Source organism: Solibacillus sp. FSL K6-1781 (assembly GCF_038630735.1).
GTDB lineage: Bacteria > Bacillota > Bacilli > Bacillales_A > Planococcaceae > Solibacillus > Solibacillus silvestris.
The window spans coordinates 135,001-154,137 of record NZ_CP152038.1 but is presented as its reverse complement, the minus strand read 5'-3'; the positions used below and the strand labels follow the sequence as shown (position 1 = coordinate 154,137).

Genomic DNA, 19,137 nt, shown 5'->3' with positions numbered 1-19,137 from the left:
CGAAGTTCTTTTTATTTCCCTAATCCCCTACTCGATCGCGTGGCAGTAAAAACGCTACGAGCAATAATAATGTCAGTACCGACACAGCATTCATTGTGAAATGAATGCCCATTTTGTCTATGAGCATCCCGATAACAATCGATCCAATTGCCCCCATCCCAAAGGCAACTCCGACTGTTAAACCTGCCATTGTCCCAATTTTCGATGGGACAAGTTCCTGTGCATAAACAACCGTGACGGTAAAGCTAACCATAATCAGCAATCCGATAATAATAAGTAATACCAATACAGCAGGCAAAGGAACAAACGGCAGTGCTAAACAAAATGGAATCGGTGCGATTACCGACAGCAATATAACATTTTTTCGGCCGAAGCGATCTGATAATGGACCACCAAAAAAAGTGCCTACAACCCCAACTGCCATGAATATAAAGATAAACAGCTGACCGCGCTCAACACTCATCCCATATTGTTCCGATAAATAAAAGACATAGAAACTTGTTATATTCGTAACGTAAAACGAACGGGCAAATATAATGAACAGCAGCACAAGTAAAGCCATTCCAACTTGCTTTTTCGTTAAAGGCGGCAAGGACGAAACCAGCATTTTTTTGATTTTCGATCTCTTTTCCGCTTCGAGCTGACGTTTATACCACATCGATATTTTCGTTAATAAAAAGATGCCGATCGATGTAAAAATAAGAATAACGGAAACCCCGTACATCCCAAATGGCAAAATGATAAATGCGCTTAGCAATGGAGCTAATGCCTGTCCGCTATTCCCCCCTACCTGGTAAATGGACTGAGCTAAGCCGCGCTTATTGCCTGCCGCCATAAACGATACACGTGAGCCTTCGGGGTGGAAAATGGCTGAACCAAGCCCCAAGAATAGAACCGACACTAAAATCATCCAGTATTCGCCTGCCAATATGAGCATTGTCAGCCCGATAAAAGAGCTCACCATCCCAAGCGGCAATGCATACGGGAATGGTTTCTTATCTGTCATAAATCCGACGGCCGGCTGCAGCAGGCTAGCGAACATATTCAGGACAAATGAAATCATTCCAAGTTGCGTAAACGTCAGTCCTAAGTCGCGCTCTAATAATGGGAACATTGCCGGTATAACCGCCTGCATCGTATCATTAATTAAGTGACATACCCCAATGGAGACCATAATAGGATAGACAGGGTTTGATTGTTTTACTGTTGTAGTCGACATTTTTTCACATTCTTTCTGCTAGATCAATACATTACTCATAATTTTTAATTCAGCAACTCGCTAATTTTATAAAAATACCCCTCAATTTTGCCTCTCGTATTGAATGCATTAAGGGTGCATAGATTATCGCATTTTATTCATACTACCCTTTATAAGGAGGGATTATCATAGAACTGAACCTTGGCGAAATGATTTTACGTGCAAGCTTTTCCTTTTTCGCGATATTAATACTCGCCCGCATCATCGGTAAAAAGCAAGTGAGTCAGCTCACTTTCTTCCATTATGTCACGGGGATCACTTTTGGTTCGATTGCTGCCGAAGTCTCGACTCAAGTGGAAACCCCTTTTTTAGATGGCATGGTTTCTTTAATCGTGTGGGCTGCATTAACAATTATCGTTAGTTATATTTCATTCAGATCTTCAAAAGCACGTATCCTTTTTGACGATAAACCGTCGATTGTCATCAATAACGGTGTCATATTAAATAATGAATTGAGAAAAGCACGGCTTCATCCGGACGAGCTCGCTATGCTGTTGCGTGAACAGAGCATTTTCTCATTTGATGAAGTACTATATGCCGTTTTTGAAACAAATGGAGAATTAAGTGTCCTGAAAAAGCCGCTTGCCCGGACTGCAACAAAAGAAGACGTATCAGTGTCTGCCCCTGCCCCGCAATACTTTCCTCTGGAATTGATTTCGGACGGGAAAATTATTCAAAAAAACTTAACGGATCTTCAGCTTACTGAAGACTGGCTCAGAAAAAAATTAGCAAAGAAAAATATCCACGAGATCGATAAAGTTTATTATGCGCAAATTTTAGAAAATGGATCACTTTATATTAGTATTAAAAATGCTAGTCCACCTTCATAACCATTTGAAAAGACATTTAATCTTCATTATATTACCAATTTTCTTGAAAGTTAATACAAAAAAGCAGAAATCAATTGTAAAACAACGATTTCTGCTTACCATTTATACTTTTAAATAACGAATATTGTTCTTGCTCATTTTAATGCCAAGCAGTACGATGGCAAAAATTAAGATGAGGACAACTAATAAAGTATACCAATAATTTTCCATTAATACGCTATCTGTCAGAAGGCCTGTTCCGTATTGTGCAAGCTTCCAAGGTGTCACACTCCAAAAGCTGCCGATTAATGTATCAATAAGCAAACCGACTGGGATGAGAATAATTGTAATCGCAGCAGCGACCGATGTTTGGAAGGCTGCACTCATCGCAACAGTAAGCGCCATAACTAGCATCAGCCAAACACAATACGTACCGAGCATTGCTAAAAATTTTGATAAATCAACAGTCCCGTAAAGCAGTACTGTATAATACATACTCCCCGCATATCCCGCCAATGCGCTGAGAATAGCAATCATGCTTGCAACAATCCATTTACTGAAAAACAACGCAGTAAAAGACATTGGGCGTACATAAAGAAGTGTCGCAGTACCATTCTGACGTTCACGGCTCACGGAACCGATAAAGGCAGTAATTAATACAAGCAGTCCAATTGATTGAAATTGCCCGGTTGATGCCATAAGCAGATCAGCAGGCTGAAGTTCAGGCATTGTCATCATAAATCCATCGGGCATATTGCCAACCGCCTGCAAAATATCTTCCATAAAGTAATTCATGAGCGGATCACTAATTCCGAGCAATACAAAAACGAGCGGAATCCATATAATTTTAAAGCTACGAACACTTTCACGCCATTCTTTTAAAAGTAATGCCTTAAATTGCTGCATGCTTTCCCGCCACCTTCATAAAGATTTCCTCCAGGCTTGCCGTTTCCCGCTCTACTTTTACAACTTCAAGTGGTGAGGCCGCCAATTGCTGAAGCAGCTGTTGCATCGATGGACGTTCATCTATAACTTCCACATATGCTGCTATACCATTAGCTACAGCTCCTAATGTAGACTGACTCGCAAATTGAATCGCCTCATCCGCATGCTTGAATGTAATTTTATAACGCGGTTCCTCAAACTTTTGCTTCACCTCTGTTAATGAACCTTGCTCGACAAGTTTACCGTCTCGTAAAAACAGCAGCTGATCGGTCATTTCCTCTGCATCATTTAAAATATGCGTTGAGTACAAAATCGTCGTTTGCTGCTGCACTTCCTTTAACAAGTTCATCACTTCCCGACGTCCAACCGGATCAAGTGCGGATACTGGTTCATCCAGCAATAGAAGTTTTGGTTTATGAACTATTGCCTGGGCAATACCTAAGCGCTGCTTCATTCCTCCTGAAAAAGTCTCGGTCTTTTTGTTCATCGCATCATGCAAGCCCACAAATTCCAGCATCTTTTTACATTCACTTCTTAATGAGCGTTTTTCAAGACCGCTTAAATTTGCCACCATCTCCATATATTCAAGTGCAGTCAGCCAGGAATAGTACTGGGGATATTGGGGTAAAAAGCCGATTGCACTGCGTATATCCTTTACATCCGGCATCATGATTTTGCCGCTTGTCGGCTCCAATATATTGGAAAGCATCGAAAGGGCCGTCGTTTTCCCCGCGCCATTCGGACCGATCAGCGCGGTTGATGTATGCATCGGTAATGTGAATGATAAATCATCTACTACTTTTTTTGCGCCAAACCGCTTTGTGAGTCCCTTCACTTCAATACAGATCATTGGCTTTTCCGTCCGAATAGAAAGTAGGCGATCGGTCCGAGTGTATTAACAAAGAGTGATACGAGCACCCATACCCATTTCGGGCCGCGCGTCTCATAACTGCGTACAATATCCACTATGGCAACCGCCCCAAGCACCAATTGCAATACTAATAACGGCGCAATAAGTCCCCAAGGAATATTCGATAATTGATCCATTATAAATCCCCCTTAAATTTTTAAATGATGTTTTAAATTGACAAGTAAACTTTTATAGCGCGTATCGTTTTGCACACTTGCCAACATCGGGTTTTGGGCAATGCTTTCATAAATTGATTTTTTGATTGTTTCTTCATCACGTGGTGTTTGCGTGCTCAGCATAACTTCCTTTGCGATCCAGCCATCCAGCAAGTAGAAATAATCATCCCCTGTAATTTGAAATGGAAATTTGATTTGTGTACAAATTTTTACATAGCGCTCAATACAGCGAATTGCTTCTTCTATATTATTTTGTGTTGCATATCCGCTCGCTGCCTTTATATAAAACAGCAGTGTGTTGTGTATATTCAGTTTATTTAAATGAAAAGTGTCTATTATCGTTTCAATTCGGCTGACCGACTGTTCGAAATAAGATACATTTCCTATTTCCAATCCAAGTGCTTCATTCGCATTCGTAATCATATACAGCAAATGCTGATACATGTTGACCTGGTGAATTTCCTTCGCCTTTTCTATATTGCCCAGCATCGTTTGTGCCGTAGCGATAAGCTGTTCAGTACCAAGCTGAACTACAGCATCTTCTCCTAATAATTCGAGTACATGCTGAGGTTCTCCTCTTAAAATATACGTATATGCCTCAAGTAAATTCGCCTCGTTTTTCAGCCGGTAATTTCCGCTGAACTCCTTTACACGTTTACAGAGTTCCTGTATTTTGTCCGCAGCGGCTTCTTTATTCTGTGCAAGATTATAGTAATTGACGTAAAGCTGCGCCATCTTCAGTAAAAACGGGAAACAACTATAATATTCTTCAATGAGTTGATCAATTGTTGCGTCCACTTCAGCAAATGGCTCCTTTGAAAAGCGCTTTGCTAATTCCGCATACATTTTCAAAATCCGTTCATCCGTCAATTGAGGCTCATAACCGAGCAGTGCATCAATTGAAATATTGAAAAATGTTGCAAGCTTCGGCAATAGTGCGATATCCGGATAGCTTTGCCCCTTCTCCCATTTCGAAACAGCTGCCCTTGATACCCCGACATGCCGCGCAATTTCCTCTTGTGTCACTTGTAATTGTTTACGGCGCTCTGTAAAAATGGCCGCAAATTGAAAGTTGGTCATCCCCCTCACCTCTTATTCTTATTATAAAAGAACTTTGGCTGATTAATAGCGACTAATTCTTTCGAAATATAGATTTTGTCAACTAATGGTTTCGTTTGGCGGTGGTGGCTAGGATGGTGGAGTCAGGATGTTCTAATAAAATGGGGGAAGTTCTAATATATTTTTATTTGTTCTAATAAAATCGCGATTTTCTAATATAACCATTCATTGTTCGAATATCCGGATGAATTGTTCAAATATCGCTAAGGTATTTTCTAATATCGTTCCTACTTCTTCTAATATCTCGTACCATTGTTCTAATAAAAATTAAAACGCCCTCCCTTCTCCTCTATTCATGTTTAAACGAAGACCTTGTCACTCGCAATTCCCCCTCACTTTCTAATAACACCACCCGTTGTTCTAATAAACGGCTTCACTCTTCTAATAACCGCAACCCAAACTTGCGCTCAACAAAAAACTGCCTCCAAAATGTAAAAACACTTCGGAGACAGCTTGCTCTATATAAAGTTTATTTAATTAAATGCTTAATTTCCTCGAAGCTTGGCAGTGCCGTTAACGCACCTGCTTTAGTAGCAGCCATTGCTCCCAGCTTGTTGCCGAATGCGACACAGCTGATTAAATCTTCTGTTACTGTAGGTAAACCATTGAAATGAACATAACGGAGTACGCCTGCCATAAATGCATCACCAGCACCTGTCGTATCTACAGGGATTACCTGTTCAACCGGAACATGTGTTACTTCACCGTTTAATACAGCATATGCTCCATCAGCTCCAACTGTAATTAACACGATCGGTACTAACAGCTCATCCAACTTTTGGAGGCCTTCTTCAATTGTTGTTGTTTCTGTCAGGAAATATAATTCCTCATCGGTAAGCTTTAAAATATCGGCATCTTCAAAAAATGAAGTAATCGTCTCACGGCAAATTTCCTCGGATTCCCAACGAAGCGGGCGGATATTCGCATCGATTGCGATAATCGCTCCTTTATCTTTGGCCATATCCACTGCAGCACGTGTTGTTTTTAATGCGGTTTCTTCAAACATCGTTCCTGAACAAACATTTAAAACGGAAGCACGTTTGAATGCTTCTTCCTGTAACTGCTCAGGTGTTACTTGTAAATTCGGCGTCTCATCGACATAATCTTTAAATACTCGCTCACATTTTTCAGTTAAATGCACATATACACCACTTACACGCTTCTTCGCATCAAATACAGCGAAATCAAGATTCACACCTTCTTTTGCGATCTCCTGACGGCAAAATTCCGAAGTTTCATCATCGCCTGTAATTGTAATAAGTGCTGACGGTGCCCCAATACGACTAATCCCTGCTGCAACATTGATTGTTGCGCCACCTAAATACTTCGTAAATGAAGTATTGGTCTGATCATTTGCAATATAATCAACGAATGCATCTCCATAAACTAAGATGAATTCTTTGTCTATTTGACTCATTAATTGTCTAACCTCCGACGTTGTATGTTCTTACTAATTTACCATAGAAAAGATATATTTATAAAACTTTATACTATTCTGAAACTAATGCTTTCTTCGCGTATGAATTTAATTTCTGTTATACTGTGTTCGGTAAGGAGATGATTGTTAATGAATATTACCATTCGACAAGCAGAACGAGATGACGCGAAAGCTGTCGCCCCTTTAATTTATGACGCAATCGGAGACATTGCAAACAATTTGACTGGTGAAGAGGAAGTTTCGCAAATTTTAGCTGCTTTAGAACAGTATGTCACAGAAACGACAAATCGACACAGCTATTTGAATACTTTTGTAGCGGAACAGCAAGGTGAAATAGTTGGGATTGTCGTGCTTTATGATGGGCGTCTCGGGTACAAGCTCGATCGCCAGCTTGAACAACAGCTAGCCAAAAAAGGAATACAGACTTCATTGGATATTGAAGCACATATGGATGAATATTATATCGATACAATTTGCGTCTCAAAAAATGCACGCGGACTTGGCATTGGTACGCTTCTTTTACAATTCGCCGAGCAAAAGGGCAAGGAACTTGGCTATGAAAAAATTTCTCTAAATGTGGAACTAGAGAAACAAGATGCACGACGCTTGTATGAAAAAATAGGCTACCTTACAACCGAAAGCTGGACAATAATTAATGAGCCATTTCATCATATGGTGAAATCGCTTTAGAATAGGAAGAAGTAATAAATGAAACAAAACTGGATTTACCCGCTATTAATCGTAATAGCGGCTAGTAGTTATGGAGTATTATCAACAATTGTAAAAGTGGCAATGCAGCATGGCTATACTTCGTCAGAAGCTGTTACTAGCCAGTATTTCGTTGGATTTTTACTCGCACTCGTACTTTTTGTAGTAACACAACGCACATTACCGAAGCTTTCAAAAAAAGGCGCTATCACTTTGCTTTTAGCCGGAACATGTACAGCGATTACCGGTATTGTTTACGGACACTCCCTTAATTATTTACCTGCTTCATTGGCAGTTGTTATGCTATTCCAATTCACATGGATTGGGTTGTTTATGGACTGCTTCCTGAAAAGACGTCTGCCAACTCGTATTGAATTAATTTCATTAGTATTTTTATTTGTAGGTACGATTTTAGCAGCCGGTGTGATTGATGTAGATTTATCGCAGATTGCTTGGCAAGGATGGGCACTAGGTTTACTCGCTGCCTTTACTTTTGCAGCATTTATGCAATTTAACGCTCAGCCTGTTGAAGGGGTGACGACGATTGGACGTACATTTATTTTATCTGTTGTGTCACTGATTATCGTATTCATCTTCTTATCACCGGAAATTGTATGGAACGGCCAATTAACTGGCGGTCTTTGGAAGTTCGGTCTGGCACTCGGACTCTTCGGTATTATTTTGCCGATTTTACTATTTTCGATTGCCGCGCCAAAAGTCGGTGGTGCACTTGTCCCAATTTTGAGTGCAATGGAGCTGCCTGTAGCAATTACAGTATCCGTCATTGTATTAAATGAAAGCTTAACACTTCTACAAATTTTCGGTATCGTATTTGTACTGTTTGGTATGGTACTGCCATCTTATTTCGCTTCAAAAAAAGTGCGAGTTATCGATCAAAAACAACAGCTGCCCTGAATTTAGGGCGGCTGTTTTTTCTTTTATTCCGGTTAATTCACTTTATTTATTTGAATTGATAAAATTTTCTAATAATTGTAGAATGAGAATATTAGGTAGTAGTTTCTATCATTTGATTGGAGGCCCATTCAACATGTTCTTTCAGAATTACCGCAATTTAATAAATGAAAAAGAAGGAATTTTATTTCCTTCCAATAGTTATCGTCAAATGGTTTTACAGCCCGCTTACGATGAGGCACGCAAGCATTTTTTGGATGCGATGCTTCAAATTCATATTGCCCATTTAAAGATGCTAGAAGAACAGGAATTGGTTACCTCAGAAAATGCACGTCGTATCGGTCAAGCTATCCAAAATCTTGATTTGGAATATTATAAAACGCGTGATTATAACCCGCAGTTTGAAGATTTATTTTTCCGTATTGAAAACAAGCTAATCGAACTCGGAGGCGACGTTTCTGGAAATTTACATATTGGACGCAGCAGAAACGATATGGGAATTGCCATTTACCGCATGACACTACGTAAAAAGATGCTCACGCTCATGCAGGAACTTTTGAATTTACGTCAATCGCTAATCGTCTTTGCCGAAGAGCATGTAGAGACGATTATGATTGGCTATACACATACACAGCAAGCACAGCCGACAACGTTTGCCCATTATTTAAAGGCCGTTATTGACCAGCTTACTAGGGACTATAAACGAATGCAGGCCGCATATAATACGATTAACCGAAGCAGTATGGGCGCGGCTGCTTTAACAACTACAGGATTTCCGATTAGCCGCGAACGGGTGCAGGAGTTGCTTGCCTTTGATGATTTAATCGAAAATGCTTGGGATGCGGTAGCCGGTGCCGATTATATCGCAGAAGCTGCCAGTATCGTACAGCTTGCCGCACTTAATTTAGGGCGCACATCTCAGGACTTTTTACTATGGGCAACACAGGAATTTAATGCTTTTAAGCTAGCCAGTCCATATGTGCAAATCAGTTCCATCATGCCTCAAAAACGCAACCCTGTTTCAATTGAGCATACACGTTCACTGCTCTCATCGGTTGTCGGGGATGCGGCTACTGTATTGCAGATGGTTCACAATACACCATTTGGAGATATTGTCGATACAGAAGATGATATGCAACCTTATTTATGGCGGGCAATCGACCGGTTAGTCGGAATTTATAAGCTATTTGCAGGAATGATTCTCACGATGGATGTGAATAAGGAGAATTTACTGAAGCGTGCACAAAACAGCTTTGCCAATGTAACAGAGCTTGCCGATTCCCTTGTCCGCTCCGAAGGTATTTCATTCCGTCAATCACATAAAATTGTTAGCCTTTGTGTGCGGGAGCTGATGGCAAATAATAAAGAATCGCTTGCAAGCCTGACATGGAATTTGGCAAATGAGAAATGTGTGGAAGTTACAGGAAAGACGCTTCAAATTAATGAGATTGCTTTTTACCAGGCCATTCAGCCGGAATACTTCGTTAATATTCGTACATTAAAGGGAGGTCCTGCGCCTGCAACAATGCGAAAATCACTTAGCCAGGCACAAGATGATACTGTCCATCTTGAAAATTGGCTGAGAGAAAAAACAGAGGCAATTTTAAAGGCCGAAAATGGATTGGAACAAATTTTAAAGGGGTGGACGGAACATGAGTAATCGTTATGTATTAGCCGTTGATGGTGGTGCATCAAAAACAATAATGACTATTCGCTCTACAGATGGCCGTGAACTATTTACCGCAACTTCCACAGGCTCAAATTACCAAGCTGTTGGAATCGAACATGCCCAACATGTATTTACCGGCCTGCTCCGGAGTGCAGCAGCTCATTTACCAAGTCTGTTTATTGATATCGCGATATTTGCACTTGCCGGCATTGATACAGATCAGGACAAAAAGATTATCGAAGAGATTATTGAAGAAAGTATCGCCCGCTCCCCTTTTACATTCGGTCAAATTATTATAGAAAATGATGTTGAAGCAACTTTAAAGGGGCTCGGGAAAAACAATGTCAGCCTGCTAATTTCCGGTACAGGGGCTATTTGCTACAGCCTTATGAATGATCGGATTAGCCGCGGCGGTGGCTGGGGTCATCGGATTGGCGATGAAGGAAGCGGTTACTGGATCGGAAAACATATTGCAAAAGCAATTTTCCGCGCTGCCGACGGGCGAAATAAACCGACTTTATTAACAGAGCTTGTTTTAGCTGGTCATCATGTTAACAGCACAGATGAATTGTTCAATCTCATTTATTCAGCGGATTATACAAATGCGCGATTGGCAAGCTTCAGTTCCTACTTACAACAGGCAGTCGAAATGGAAGATACCGTTGCACAAAAAATTATGCAAAAGGCAGCAGATGAGCTTGTATTATTGGCAACAACGACATTGAAAAATGCCGGTTACTCCAATATAGCCCATACACTTTTTTTAAATGGCGGAATACTAAAAAACAATCCCTTGCTTGTTGAGTTAATAACTACACAGCTCCAAAAAACACATCCGAAGATAACGTTAAAGTTATGTGAGGAAAAGCCGATTGAAGCTATCTTTAACCGTGGCTTACGTGAATTAAATGGGGCACAACCCGTAAAGTAGACATAGAAAATCCCCTTTTGCAGTAGTTGCTGAAAGGGGATTTCTTCTTTTATTTCACTACATTCTCCTGGCTTCCAAGCTTTGAATCGATTAACCCTTTTGCCTCATCCTTCATCTCATCTGTAATCGATAAATATACTTTTCCAAGTGCAGTTAAAATAATAAATGCATCATCCGTCAAACCGACTAAAGGGAGAAAATCGACAACTAAATCGAATGGTAAAATGAAGTACCCCAGCGCTCCTAAAACAATGAGTTTACTCGATTTAGGCATGTCCGGGCTACGCAGGGCAACGTAAAGTGTCGCCGCTGCATGCACCGCTTTATAACCTAAACCTCCACCGAAGTTTTTCAATTTATGCAGAAACTTTTTATCTGAATAATGTTGGTCTTGACCTTCAACCATTTTTTCGAAATTATATTGTTCGCTCATACTCATGCTCCTTTCCTTGCTATTACATTAGTATTCCTCAAATATGCGACTCGTAATCCTATACGTTTTCGCTATTAGAAAAGATTCATTTCGTATTTTGTCTTTTATGTAGGAAATTTATCCAAAGTTGCTGAAAAATTTTCGTTGGATTCAATACTTCATCGTAGTAAATGATTGAATTTTTCCGGAGCTTTGCATGACCGATCGGCACCTCGTATACAGGAACTTTTCGTCTTATCGCCTCTATCAGCATATTCGTGTCATAGTGATAAGACTCTCCATTCACTTTACATAGCCATGGCAGATGTTTTCTTGGAATATAACGTAGTCCTGTTTGAATGTCGAGCAAACGTTTACGAATAAACAGTTCAAACATCATCGAATAAGCACGATTTTGAAGTTTGCTAATGAACGGGTAGTCTGAATCTTTAAAATCACGAATCCCTAAAATAATCCCATCCGAGAAAATTTTCGTACTTGATAGCACTTGCTCAACATCCAACACCGAATGCTGACCATGTGCACCTACTGTAATAATTCCCTTTGTACGCAGTCGGGTTTTTAGAATATATTCCATCCCTGTTTTAAGTGCGCGGCCTTTCCCTAGATTTTGGTCATGTGTTAATACATCGCAACCTTCTTGCTGTAATTGTTCAAACAGACGGTTATATTTTTCTTCACTGCCATCATTAATGACAATAATACGAGCGATCGGCAATGCACGCAGTTTCCTGACAAATTCCAGAAGGGCCGGTAAAGGGTTTAGCGCTGGAATCATAATAATGACTTGCTCCATTTTACATGCTCCTTAATAAAATATTTATGGGAACTATATAGGTTAATGCGATTGATCGGACTGTAAAATCTCAACAGGAATATGCCGGAATTTTTTAACATCAAACAATCCTGTATCGGTAAGCTTAATGTCAGGGATTACCGGCAGTGCCAGAAATGATAATGTCAGAAACAGATGATAATCGAGCGTAGGATGAATGGTATGCAGTCCTTCATGTAATTTTTTCAGCTTTTGCTTCGCCTGTTCTGCAGGAATATCTGTCATAAGACCTGCGATTGGCAGACTGAAAGAAGCAATCACTTCCCCATCATTAACTACGACTAGTCCGCCTTCTATCTCTTGAAGTGCATTAAGTGCGATTAGCATATCTTCATCATTTGTTCCTACGGCAATCGCATTATGTGAATCATGGGAAATCGTTGTCGCTACAGCACCGCTTTGAATACCGATACCCTGTACAATTGCAACTGCTTTTGTCCCAACATGGTGGTGGCGCTCTACCACTGCTAGCTTCAATAAATCCTTTTCGATCGATGGTACAAATTGTCCGTTTTCTACATCTACTTCCACTTCTATCCGCTTCGTAATGAGTTGGTTTGGTACAATTTTTATAACATTTGCCTTGTTTCCTTTAAACCGTAGGCGTAAATCTTCAATTGTAAGTTTTGTTAAGTGCATTGACTGTAAAATAGATCTCTCCACAGTAGATTTTTCCGGGGTTGGTGAAAGCATTTCTCCACTTTCCGCAACTTTTCTTCCATTTTTCCATACAGCGCGTGCTTTCATCGTCTTTAAATCATCAATTATTATAAAATCTGCGTCATAGCCTGTAGCAACAGCACCTTTATTTACTAAACGATAACATTCCGCAGCATTTATTGTAGCAAGCTGAATCGCCAGTAATGGGTCCATTCCTTCTGAAATCGCTAGGGCCACTGCATAATTGATGCTCCCTTGCTCTATCAGTTCATCCAAATGCTTATCATCCGTACAAAAGGCAAAACGACGCGAATTAGCCATTGTTACAGCAGGTAAAATGGCTTTAAGGTTTTTGGCTGCAGAACCTTCCCGGATCAACACATACATCCCCTGCTCCACTCGATCCAATGCTTCTTCAGCTGTCACACATTCATGGTCCGTTGTAATGCCGGCCGCCCGGTAGCCACGTATTTGTGCACTTGTTAAACCTGCACAGTGCCCATCGATGACCATCCCGTTTTCTTGAGCAAGCATTAACTTTGCGAGCATTTCCTTTTCCCCATTTAGTACAGCAGGAAAATCCATTACCTCGGCCAAACCTAGTACACTTTTATGTTGAACAAATTCCTCTAAATCCTTTGCAGTCAGCACTGCGCCCGCGTTTTCAAAAGAGGTGCCCGGTACACTGGATGGCAACATATAATAAATATCCATTTCCACATTTTCTATATCCTGCAGCATAAATCTCAGTCCAGCTTTTCCTGCGACATTCGCAATTTCATGCGGGTCTGTAACAACAGTCGTTACACCATGGGGAAGCACGATTCGGTTAAACTGTTTTGGCACCACCATAGAAGATTCAATATGAATATGTGCATCAATAAAGCCCGGCACAATATACTTTCCGTGCGCATCTATTATTTCTTCTGCTTCAAATTCACCCGGCTCGGAAATCGCAACAATTTTTCCTTCTGCTACTACAACATCCCCTTGTCGCCACCGCAAATTAAAGACATCTGCAATTTGTGCATGTTGAATAATGAAATCTGCTTTTCCCCGTTTTTGGGATTGATCGATGATTTGCTTCATATGCCACCCACCCTTTTTATTTCAAACTATCATACAATATTTTCTATCAGTAACTAAATAAAAAGGGAACGCTCATAAATTGCACCGTCCCCTTTTCAATATTCCCCCGAATTTTGCTTTCCGGGCAATCTTTTTAACTCTGTACCGTAGCTGCTTCTAATTGTTGCAAGAATACTTTTTTAGCTTTTTCGATATCGACTTGAAGCTGTTGCTCTTGCAATGCTTCACCAATCACAGCAATTGCCTGCTCCAGCATTTCCGCCGTCGTATTCCCCATATGTCCGATTCGGAATGCTTTTCCTGCTAAGTGGGCTAAAGAACCCGCTACAATAACGCCGCTTTTTGCCAAGCTTGCTCGAAACTTGGCATCATCAATACCTTTAGGATATAAAATACAGCTCAATGTCGGTGCTGCTACTTCCTCATTAGCCAATGGTGTCATCCCGTACGAACGCAGTGCAGCACGGATTGCTTTACCAAATGCGATATGACGCGCTTCACGTTTTTCCATACCCTCTTCTAATACAATATTTAATGCAACATCATATGCGTAAATTAAGTTCACTGGAGGCGTCGCAAAGTACATTGCCGGGTTTTCCATAATTGCGCGCCAGTTATGTATATCCGCATAATAAGCTGGCACTGTCCCGATCTGTTCACGGGCAGCCAGTGCCTGTTGACTGAAAGCAACAATCGCCAGCCCAGGAGGAATACCAATCGCCTTTTGAGATCCTGTTAACACAATATCAATTTTATAGTCGTCTTCACCGTAAGCTTTACTCATATCCTCTTGCAATGCTGCTGTTGCGACAACACCATCGACAATAACAAGTGCCCCAGATGCTTTAATAATCGGTACAAGTGTCTCTAAATCGGACATAACCCCTGTTGATGTATCCGCATGTGTAATTGTAACCGCCTTATAATTGTTAGCCTTCAATGCTTCCTCAACAAGCTTTGAGTCTACACGCTCACCCCATGTTGACTGCAGTACATCGACTTCAATTCCAAACGCCTTTGCAAGTGGTGTAAAACGGTCACCGAAGTAACCGTGACTGATAACAAGCAGACGTTCACCTTTTGCAATAGTATTTACTATTGCCATTTCCATTGCCAATGTTCCTGATCCTGCTACAACATACACTTCCCCATCTGTATTAAATAGCTTTTTTGTATTGGCAAGTGCGTTTTTAAATGTTTCCACAAACCGAGGATCCGTATGCCCTCTCGTTTCACTTGCCAGGGCGTCATAAATCTCATCCATTACCGGTGTCGGCCCTGGTACTAATAATAATTCTTTATTTTTCATTGTAATTACTCCCTTTTCACAATAGTAAAAATATTCTATCTATATAATATTCTCTATATCAGATTAGAACTCCTTCATTTTTAAAAAATAGAAAATGCCTTTCTAGCCCCATCCAAGCTAAAAAGACATTTATCTCTATAAAAACCCCTAAGTTTTCCTTATATGTTGGGAGGCAACCCCATACTAAACCGCGTTCCAATTCGATTTAGTAATTATCGTAGTAGTCAAGCTGTTCAAGTTCAAAAAGTTATTCCCCTTCTCCATCCTACGTTTCTTTCAATAACCGCTTCGGCATAACGTCTATTTACTAAGTGCACATTCCCCAATGTCACTTGAATCGATATGATAGAAGAAAAGGAATAAGTTAATCCGTAAAAGCAGTTCCCCGTTTATGAATCTATTCATAACACTGCCTATAAAATCTTAATCTTATACAAATTGCTCTGTTTCAGTAGAACCTGACATAGCAGTTGTCGATGATGTACCACCTGAAATTGTTTGTGATACTTCATCAAAGTAACCAGTACCTACTTCACGTTGGTGACGAGTTGCAGTGTAACCTTTACTTTCAGCAGCAAACTCAGCTTGTTGTAATTTAGAGTAAGCAGCCATTCCATTGTCTTTGTAGTCATGCGCAAGCTCGAACATACCAAAGTTTAAGCTGTGGAAACCAGCAAGTGTAATAAATTGGAATTTATATCCAAGTTTACCTAACTCACGTTGGTACTCGGCAATCTCTTCATCTGATAATTTAGCTTTCCAGTTGAATGAAGGCGAGCAGTTATACGCTAACATTTTCCCTGGGAATTCAGCGTGAATTGCAGCAGCAAACTCACGAGCTTCTTCTAATGATGGGTGAGAAGTCTCACACCAGATTAAGTCTGCATATGGTGCATAAGCTAACCCGCGTGCAATTGCTTGCTTAATACCTGGTTTTGTACGGTAGAATCCTTCTGGAGTACGTTCACCTGTTAAGAATTCTGCATCGCGTGGGTCAATATCTGACGTTACCATGTCAGCAGCATCCGCATCTGTACGTGCGATTAAAATTGTATCAACGCCTGCCACATCAGCAGCTAAACGTGCAGCAATTAAATTACGTACAGCGTTTTGTGTTGGTAATAATACTTTCCCGCCTAAGTGTCCGCATTTTTTCTCAGAAGCTAATTGGTCTTCTAAATGCACACCAGCTGCACCCGCTTCAATCATCCCTTTAACTAATTCGAATACGTTTAGAGGACCCCCAAAGCCTGCTTCCGCATCAGCTACAATCGGCGCAAACCAGTCAAAGCCATCGTCGCGGCCTTCTGCATGGTCGATTTGGTCAGCACGTTGCAGTGCCTGGTTAATACGCTTTACTACTGCCGGTACAGAGTTTGCCGGATATAAAGACTGGTCCGGATACATTTGACCAGAAAGGTTTGCATCAGCCGCTACTTGCCACCCCGATAAGTAGATTGCCTGTAAACCTGCCTTTACTTGCTGTACTGCCTGATTCCCCGTTAAAGCACCTAAAGCATTAATGAAAGGCACTTCGTGTAATGACTTCCATAAACGAGCTGATCCTCGTTTTGCTAATGTTTGCTCCTGGATGAATGAACCTTGTAACTTTACAACCTCTTCTGCTGTATAGCCACGCTCAATTCCTTTCCAGCGCTGGTTTTCTGCCCAATCCTTTTGTAAAGCTTCGATTCTTTCTTGACGAGTTGACATAATAAATTTCCACCTTCCCCATTGTGTATGGATATTCTGTTAGAAAAATTTGTAATTGCCTGTTCCATAACAGAACATCTTGCTGTAATATAATGTATAACAGAATGTTTAACTTTTCATTATTTTCTGACAAATTAACTTTAATTTAGGATGAATGTGTATATTTGGAGGATGAATTGACATTTAGGCAATAATACAGAGGGAGTGGATTTGCATTGTCACTACAAAATATTGAGATCGAAAAGAACATTTTAAATCAGTATAAAATTATTTTAGAAGATTGGATTCCTCAAGATGCATCGATAGCAATAGCAGTAAACAATTGCTTTATTTATTTCAGTACAGGTCATCACCATTTTTCATTGAAAGTAGGTTCCGATGTACCGAAAGACAGCATTGCTTATAAAGTACTTCAAACAGGTAGAAAAGTAGATGCTGTTATGGAAAATACACTTTTTGAATCACCTTATTATGCAATCGGGTATCCGATTTTGGTAAATGGCGAACAAGGTGCTTTAGTTGTCGTCCTGCCCCCGTTATTTAAAGTAAAGAGTTCAGATATATATCAGTTTTTAACAGGTAAACAAATGGAAGATTGGGTACCGATTTCAATCGACCAAATTTCGCATATTGAAAGTCTGCAAAAGCGGACATGGTTTTATTCCAAAGGAGAACAATACAAAACAGCGATTACATTAAAGGAGCTGCAGACTCGATTGCCAAATAACTTTCTTCGCATTCATCGTTCCTATATTATTAATATTTGCTATATAAAGAAAATCTCTCGGGATTTGACTTCCAATTTTATTGTACAGCTGAATGATGGTGTGGAATTGCCAGTTAGTCAATCGTATATAAATAACTTGCGGGCCGTTCTGGAGTTTTAATATATGATGGATTTTAGAGTGGGCATTACAGGGTTTTAAAAGTTGAAATTCAATAAAATAAAACAAAAAACCCACTGATTACTCAGTGGGTTTGCGTTGTGCGAAGCGACGTCCTACTCTCACAGGGGGAAGCCCCCAACTACCATCGGCGCTAAAGAGCTTAACTTCCGTGTTCGGTATGGGAACGGGTGTGACCTCTTTGCCATCATCACTTCACTATTTTCGGCTTCCAATACACGGCGCTATCCTTCGTCAACTTCCTTCGTTCTTTCAGTCACGTACTTAAGTACGCTCCTTCAATCACTCAGTCGTTTCCTCGACTAGCTTGTGTCTTGAAACCCTTAGAAAGATCATTCTTTCAAAACTGGATAAACGTTTCATTGAATTGAGCAATAAAATGTGGTTAAGTCCTCGACCGATTAGTATTCGTCAGCTGCATGCGTCACCGCACTTCCACCTCGAACCTATCTACCTGATCGTCTTTCAGGGGTCTTACTTACTTGCGTAATGGGAAATCTCATCTTGAGGGGGGCTTCATGCTTAGATGCTTTCAGCACTTATCCCGTCCATACATAGCTACCCAGCGATGCCTTTGGCAAGACAACTGGTACACCAGCGGTATGTCCATCCCGGTCCTCTCGTACTAAGGACAGCTCCTCTCAAATTTCCTACGCCCACGACGGATAGGGACCGAACTGTCTCACGACGTTCTGAACCCAGCTCGCGTACCGCTTTAATGGGCGAACAGCCCAACCCTTGGGACCGACTACAGCCCCAGGATGCGATGAGCCGACATCGAGGTGCCAAACCTCCCCGTCGATGTGGACTCTTGGGGGAGATAAGCCTGTTATCCCCGGGGTAGCTTTTATCCGTTGAGCGATGGCCCTTCCATGCGGAACCACCGGATCACTAAGCCCGTCTTTCGACCCTGCTCGACTTGTAGGTCTCGCAGTCAAGCTCCCTTATGCCTTTACACTCTACGAATGATTTCCAACCATTCTGAGGGAACCTTTGGGCGCCTCCGTTACTCTTTAGGAGGCGACCGCCCCAGTCAAACTGTCCGCCTGACACTGTCTCCTACCCCGCTAAGGGGCATGGGTTAGAAGTTCAATACAACCAGGGTAGTATCCCACCGACGCCTCCTTCGAAGCTGGCGCTCCGAGATCTCTGGCTCCTACCTATCCTGTACAAGTTGTACCAAAATTCAATATCAGGCTACAGTAAAGCTCCACGGGGTCTTTCCGTCCTGTCGCGGGTAACCTGCATCTTCACAGGTACTATAATTTCACCGAGTCTCTCGTTGAGACAGTGCCCAGATCGTTACGCCTTTCGTGCG

17 protein-coding genes and 2 rRNA genes (1 of these 19 only partly in view) are annotated in these 19,137 nt (G+C 41.1%); 6 read left to right on the top strand and 13 right to left on the bottom strand.

The annotated features are described in order from the left end of the window. Positions 1–19 precede the first annotated feature (19 nt). Positions 20–1,219 (bottom strand): MFS transporter, encoded by a 1,200-nt coding sequence (locus tag MHH37_RS00760; RefSeq protein ID WP_014825054.1) that lies wholly within the window; start codon positions 1,217–1,219, stop codon positions 20–22. Positions 1,220–1,407: 188 nt separating this feature from the next. On the opposite strand from MHH37_RS00760, the gene MHH37_RS00755 reads away from it, so the two are divergent. Continuing rightward, positions 1,408–2,088, top strand: coding sequence for a DUF421 domain-containing protein (locus tag MHH37_RS00755; RefSeq protein ID WP_014825055.1), 681 nt, complete (start codon positions 1,408–1,410; stop codon positions 2,086–2,088). A gap of 102 nt (positions 2,089–2,190) precedes the next feature. On the opposite strand, the gene MHH37_RS00750 is transcribed toward MHH37_RS00755, so the two are convergent. The 5 genes from MHH37_RS00750 to MHH37_RS00730 form a co-directional block, all read right to left on the bottom strand. Further along, a complete protein-coding gene (locus tag MHH37_RS00750; RefSeq protein WP_342574594.1) occupies positions 2,191–2,973 on the bottom strand; it encodes an ABC transporter permease subunit in 783 nt (260 codons plus the stop codon). Next, positions 2,960–3,862, bottom strand: a complete 903-nt coding sequence (locus MHH37_RS00745; protein ID WP_342574593.1) for an ABC transporter ATP-binding protein — start codon at positions 3,860–3,862, stop codon at positions 2,960–2,962. Before MHH37_RS00745 ends, MHH37_RS00750 begins: the two co-directional genes overlap by 14 nt. Next, complete coding sequence (locus tag MHH37_RS00740) at positions 3,859–4,059, bottom strand: PLD nuclease N-terminal domain-containing protein (RefSeq protein WP_008407429.1); 201 nt, start codon at positions 4,057–4,059, stop codon at positions 3,859–3,861. The genes MHH37_RS00745 and MHH37_RS00740 overlap by 4 nt, the downstream gene beginning before the upstream one ends. Before the next feature lie 12 nt (positions 4,060–4,071). Then, positions 4,072–5,178 carry a helix-turn-helix domain-containing protein gene (locus MHH37_RS00735; protein ID WP_342574591.1) on the bottom strand — a complete coding sequence of 369 codons (1,107 nt, stop codon included), beginning with the start codon at positions 5,176–5,178 and terminating at the stop codon, positions 4,072–4,074. Between the two features lie 508 nt (positions 5,179–5,686). Then, on the bottom strand, positions 5,687–6,634 hold the full coding sequence (locus MHH37_RS00730) for a carbohydrate kinase (protein WP_339263477.1): 948 nt from the start codon (positions 6,632–6,634) through the stop codon (positions 5,687–5,689). A 150-nt stretch (positions 6,635–6,784) separates the two neighbouring features. Between MHH37_RS00730 and MHH37_RS00725 the strand changes: the two genes are divergently transcribed. The 4 genes from MHH37_RS00725 to MHH37_RS00710 all read left to right on the top strand — a co-directional run bounded on the left by MHH37_RS00725 (position 6,785) and on the right by MHH37_RS00710 (position 10,875). Next, a complete protein-coding gene (locus tag MHH37_RS00725; RefSeq protein WP_014825059.1) occupies positions 6,785–7,345 on the top strand; it encodes a GNAT family N-acetyltransferase in 561 nt (186 codons plus the stop codon). 18 nt (positions 7,346–7,363) lie between these two features. Beyond that, positions 7,364–8,278 carry a DMT family transporter gene (locus MHH37_RS00720; RefSeq protein ID WP_008407421.1) on the top strand — a complete coding sequence of 305 codons (915 nt, stop codon included), beginning with the start codon at positions 7,364–7,366 and terminating at the stop codon, positions 8,276–8,278. Between the two features lie 133 nt (positions 8,279–8,411). Then, the gene (argH, locus tag MHH37_RS00715) at positions 8,412–9,935 is read left to right on the top strand and encodes an argininosuccinate lyase (protein WP_008407419.1); all 1,524 of its coding nucleotides are present in this window, start codon (positions 8,412–8,414) and stop codon (positions 9,933–9,935) included. Then, positions 9,928–10,875 (top strand): BadF/BadG/BcrA/BcrD ATPase family protein, encoded by a 948-nt coding sequence (locus tag MHH37_RS00710; protein WP_342574588.1) that lies wholly within the window; start codon positions 9,928–9,930, stop codon positions 10,873–10,875. The genes argH and MHH37_RS00710 overlap by 8 nt, the downstream gene beginning before the upstream one ends. 49 nt (positions 10,876–10,924) lie before the next feature. Here MHH37_RS00710 and MHH37_RS00705 read toward each other — a convergent pair whose 3' ends face one another. From MHH37_RS00705 to aceA, 5 genes are all read right to left on the bottom strand, one after another. Beyond that, positions 10,925–11,308: a DUF1232 domain-containing protein gene (locus MHH37_RS00705; RefSeq protein WP_008407415.1), complete on the bottom strand. Its 384-nt coding sequence runs from the start codon at positions 11,306–11,308 to the stop codon at positions 10,925–10,927. Between the two features lie 85 nt (positions 11,309–11,393). Further along, positions 11,394–12,104, bottom strand: a complete 711-nt coding sequence (locus MHH37_RS00700; protein ID WP_342574587.1) for a glycosyltransferase — start codon at positions 12,102–12,104, stop codon at positions 11,394–11,396. 42 nt (positions 12,105–12,146) lie between these two features. Beyond that, positions 12,147–13,892: an adenine deaminase gene (gene ade, locus MHH37_RS00695; protein WP_342574586.1), complete on the bottom strand. Its 1,746-nt coding sequence runs from the start codon at positions 13,890–13,892 to the stop codon at positions 12,147–12,149. Positions 13,893–14,025: 133 nt separating this feature from the next. Then, entirely contained in the window at positions 14,026–15,201 is a 1,176-nt protein-coding gene (locus MHH37_RS00690) for an alanine--glyoxylate aminotransferase family protein (RefSeq protein WP_342574585.1), read from the bottom strand. A gap of 429 nt (positions 15,202–15,630) precedes the next feature. Continuing rightward, positions 15,631–16,914, bottom strand: coding sequence for an isocitrate lyase (aceA, locus tag MHH37_RS00685; protein WP_008407410.1), 1,284 nt, complete (start codon positions 16,912–16,914; stop codon positions 15,631–15,633). 215 nt (positions 16,915–17,129) lie between these two features. On the opposite strand from aceA, the gene MHH37_RS00680 reads away from it, so the two are divergent. Next, a complete protein-coding gene (locus MHH37_RS00680) occupies positions 17,130–17,801 on the top strand; it encodes a LytTR family DNA-binding domain-containing protein (protein ID WP_342574582.1) in 672 nt (223 codons plus the stop codon). 100 nt (positions 17,802–17,901) lie between these two features. Here the strand turns inward: MHH37_RS00680 and rrf are convergent. Beyond that, positions 17,902–18,017, bottom strand: a 5S ribosomal RNA gene (rrf, locus tag MHH37_RS00675). 183 nt (positions 18,018–18,200) lie between these two features. Continuing rightward, positions 18,201–19,137 (bottom strand): 23S ribosomal RNA (locus tag MHH37_RS00670) (it continues 1,992 nt past the right edge of the window).

What these genes read in the sequence shown, in the direction of transcription:
- MHH37_RS00760 (WP_014825054.1), bottom strand. Translation starts at nt 1,219, where the DNA reads ATGTCGACTACAACAGTAAAACAATCAAACCCTGTCTATCCTATTATG.
- MHH37_RS00755 (WP_014825055.1), top strand. Translation starts at nt 1,408, where the DNA reads ATGATTTTACGTGCAAGCTTTTCCTTTTTCGCGATATTAATACTCGCC.
- MHH37_RS00750 (WP_342574594.1), bottom strand. Translation starts at nt 2,973, where the DNA reads ATGCAGCAATTTAAGGCATTACTTTTAAAAGAATGGCGTGAAAGTGTT.
- MHH37_RS00745 (WP_342574593.1), bottom strand. Translation starts at nt 3,862, where the DNA reads ATGATCTGTATTGAAGTGAAGGGACTCACAAAGCGGTTTGGCGCAAAA.
- MHH37_RS00740 (WP_008407429.1), bottom strand. Translation starts at nt 4,059, where the DNA reads ATGGATCAATTATCGAATATTCCTTGGGGACTTATTGCGCCGTTATTA.
- MHH37_RS00735 (WP_342574591.1), bottom strand. Translation starts at nt 5,178, where the DNA reads ATGACCAACTTTCAATTTGCGGCCATTTTTACAGAGCGCCGTAAACAA.
- MHH37_RS00730 (WP_339263477.1), bottom strand. Translation starts at nt 6,634, where the DNA reads ATGAGTCAAATAGACAAAGAATTCATCTTAGTTTATGGAGATGCATTC.
- MHH37_RS00725 (WP_014825059.1), top strand. Translation starts at nt 6,785, where the DNA reads ATGAATATTACCATTCGACAAGCAGAACGAGATGACGCGAAAGCTGTC.
- MHH37_RS00720 (WP_008407421.1), top strand. Translation starts at nt 7,364, where the DNA reads ATGAAACAAAACTGGATTTACCCGCTATTAATCGTAATAGCGGCTAGT.
- argH (WP_008407419.1), top strand. Translation starts at nt 8,412, where the DNA reads ATGTTCTTTCAGAATTACCGCAATTTAATAAATGAAAAAGAAGGAATT.
- MHH37_RS00710 (WP_342574588.1), top strand. Translation starts at nt 9,928, where the DNA reads ATGAGTAATCGTTATGTATTAGCCGTTGATGGTGGTGCATCAAAAACA.
- MHH37_RS00705 (WP_008407415.1), bottom strand. Translation starts at nt 11,308, where the DNA reads ATGAGCGAACAATATAATTTCGAAAAAATGGTTGAAGGTCAAGACCAA.
- MHH37_RS00700 (WP_342574587.1), bottom strand. Translation starts at nt 12,104, where the DNA reads ATGGAGCAAGTCATTATTATGATTCCAGCGCTAAACCCTTTACCGGCC.
- ade (WP_342574586.1), bottom strand. Translation starts at nt 13,892, where the DNA reads ATGAAGCAAATCATCGATCAATCCCAAAAACGGGGAAAAGCAGATTTC.
- MHH37_RS00690 (WP_342574585.1), bottom strand. Translation starts at nt 15,201, where the DNA reads ATGAAAAATAAAGAATTATTATTAGTACCAGGGCCGACACCGGTAATG.
- aceA (WP_008407410.1), bottom strand. Translation starts at nt 16,914, where the DNA reads ATGTCAACTCGTCAAGAAAGAATCGAAGCTTTACAAAAGGATTGGGCA.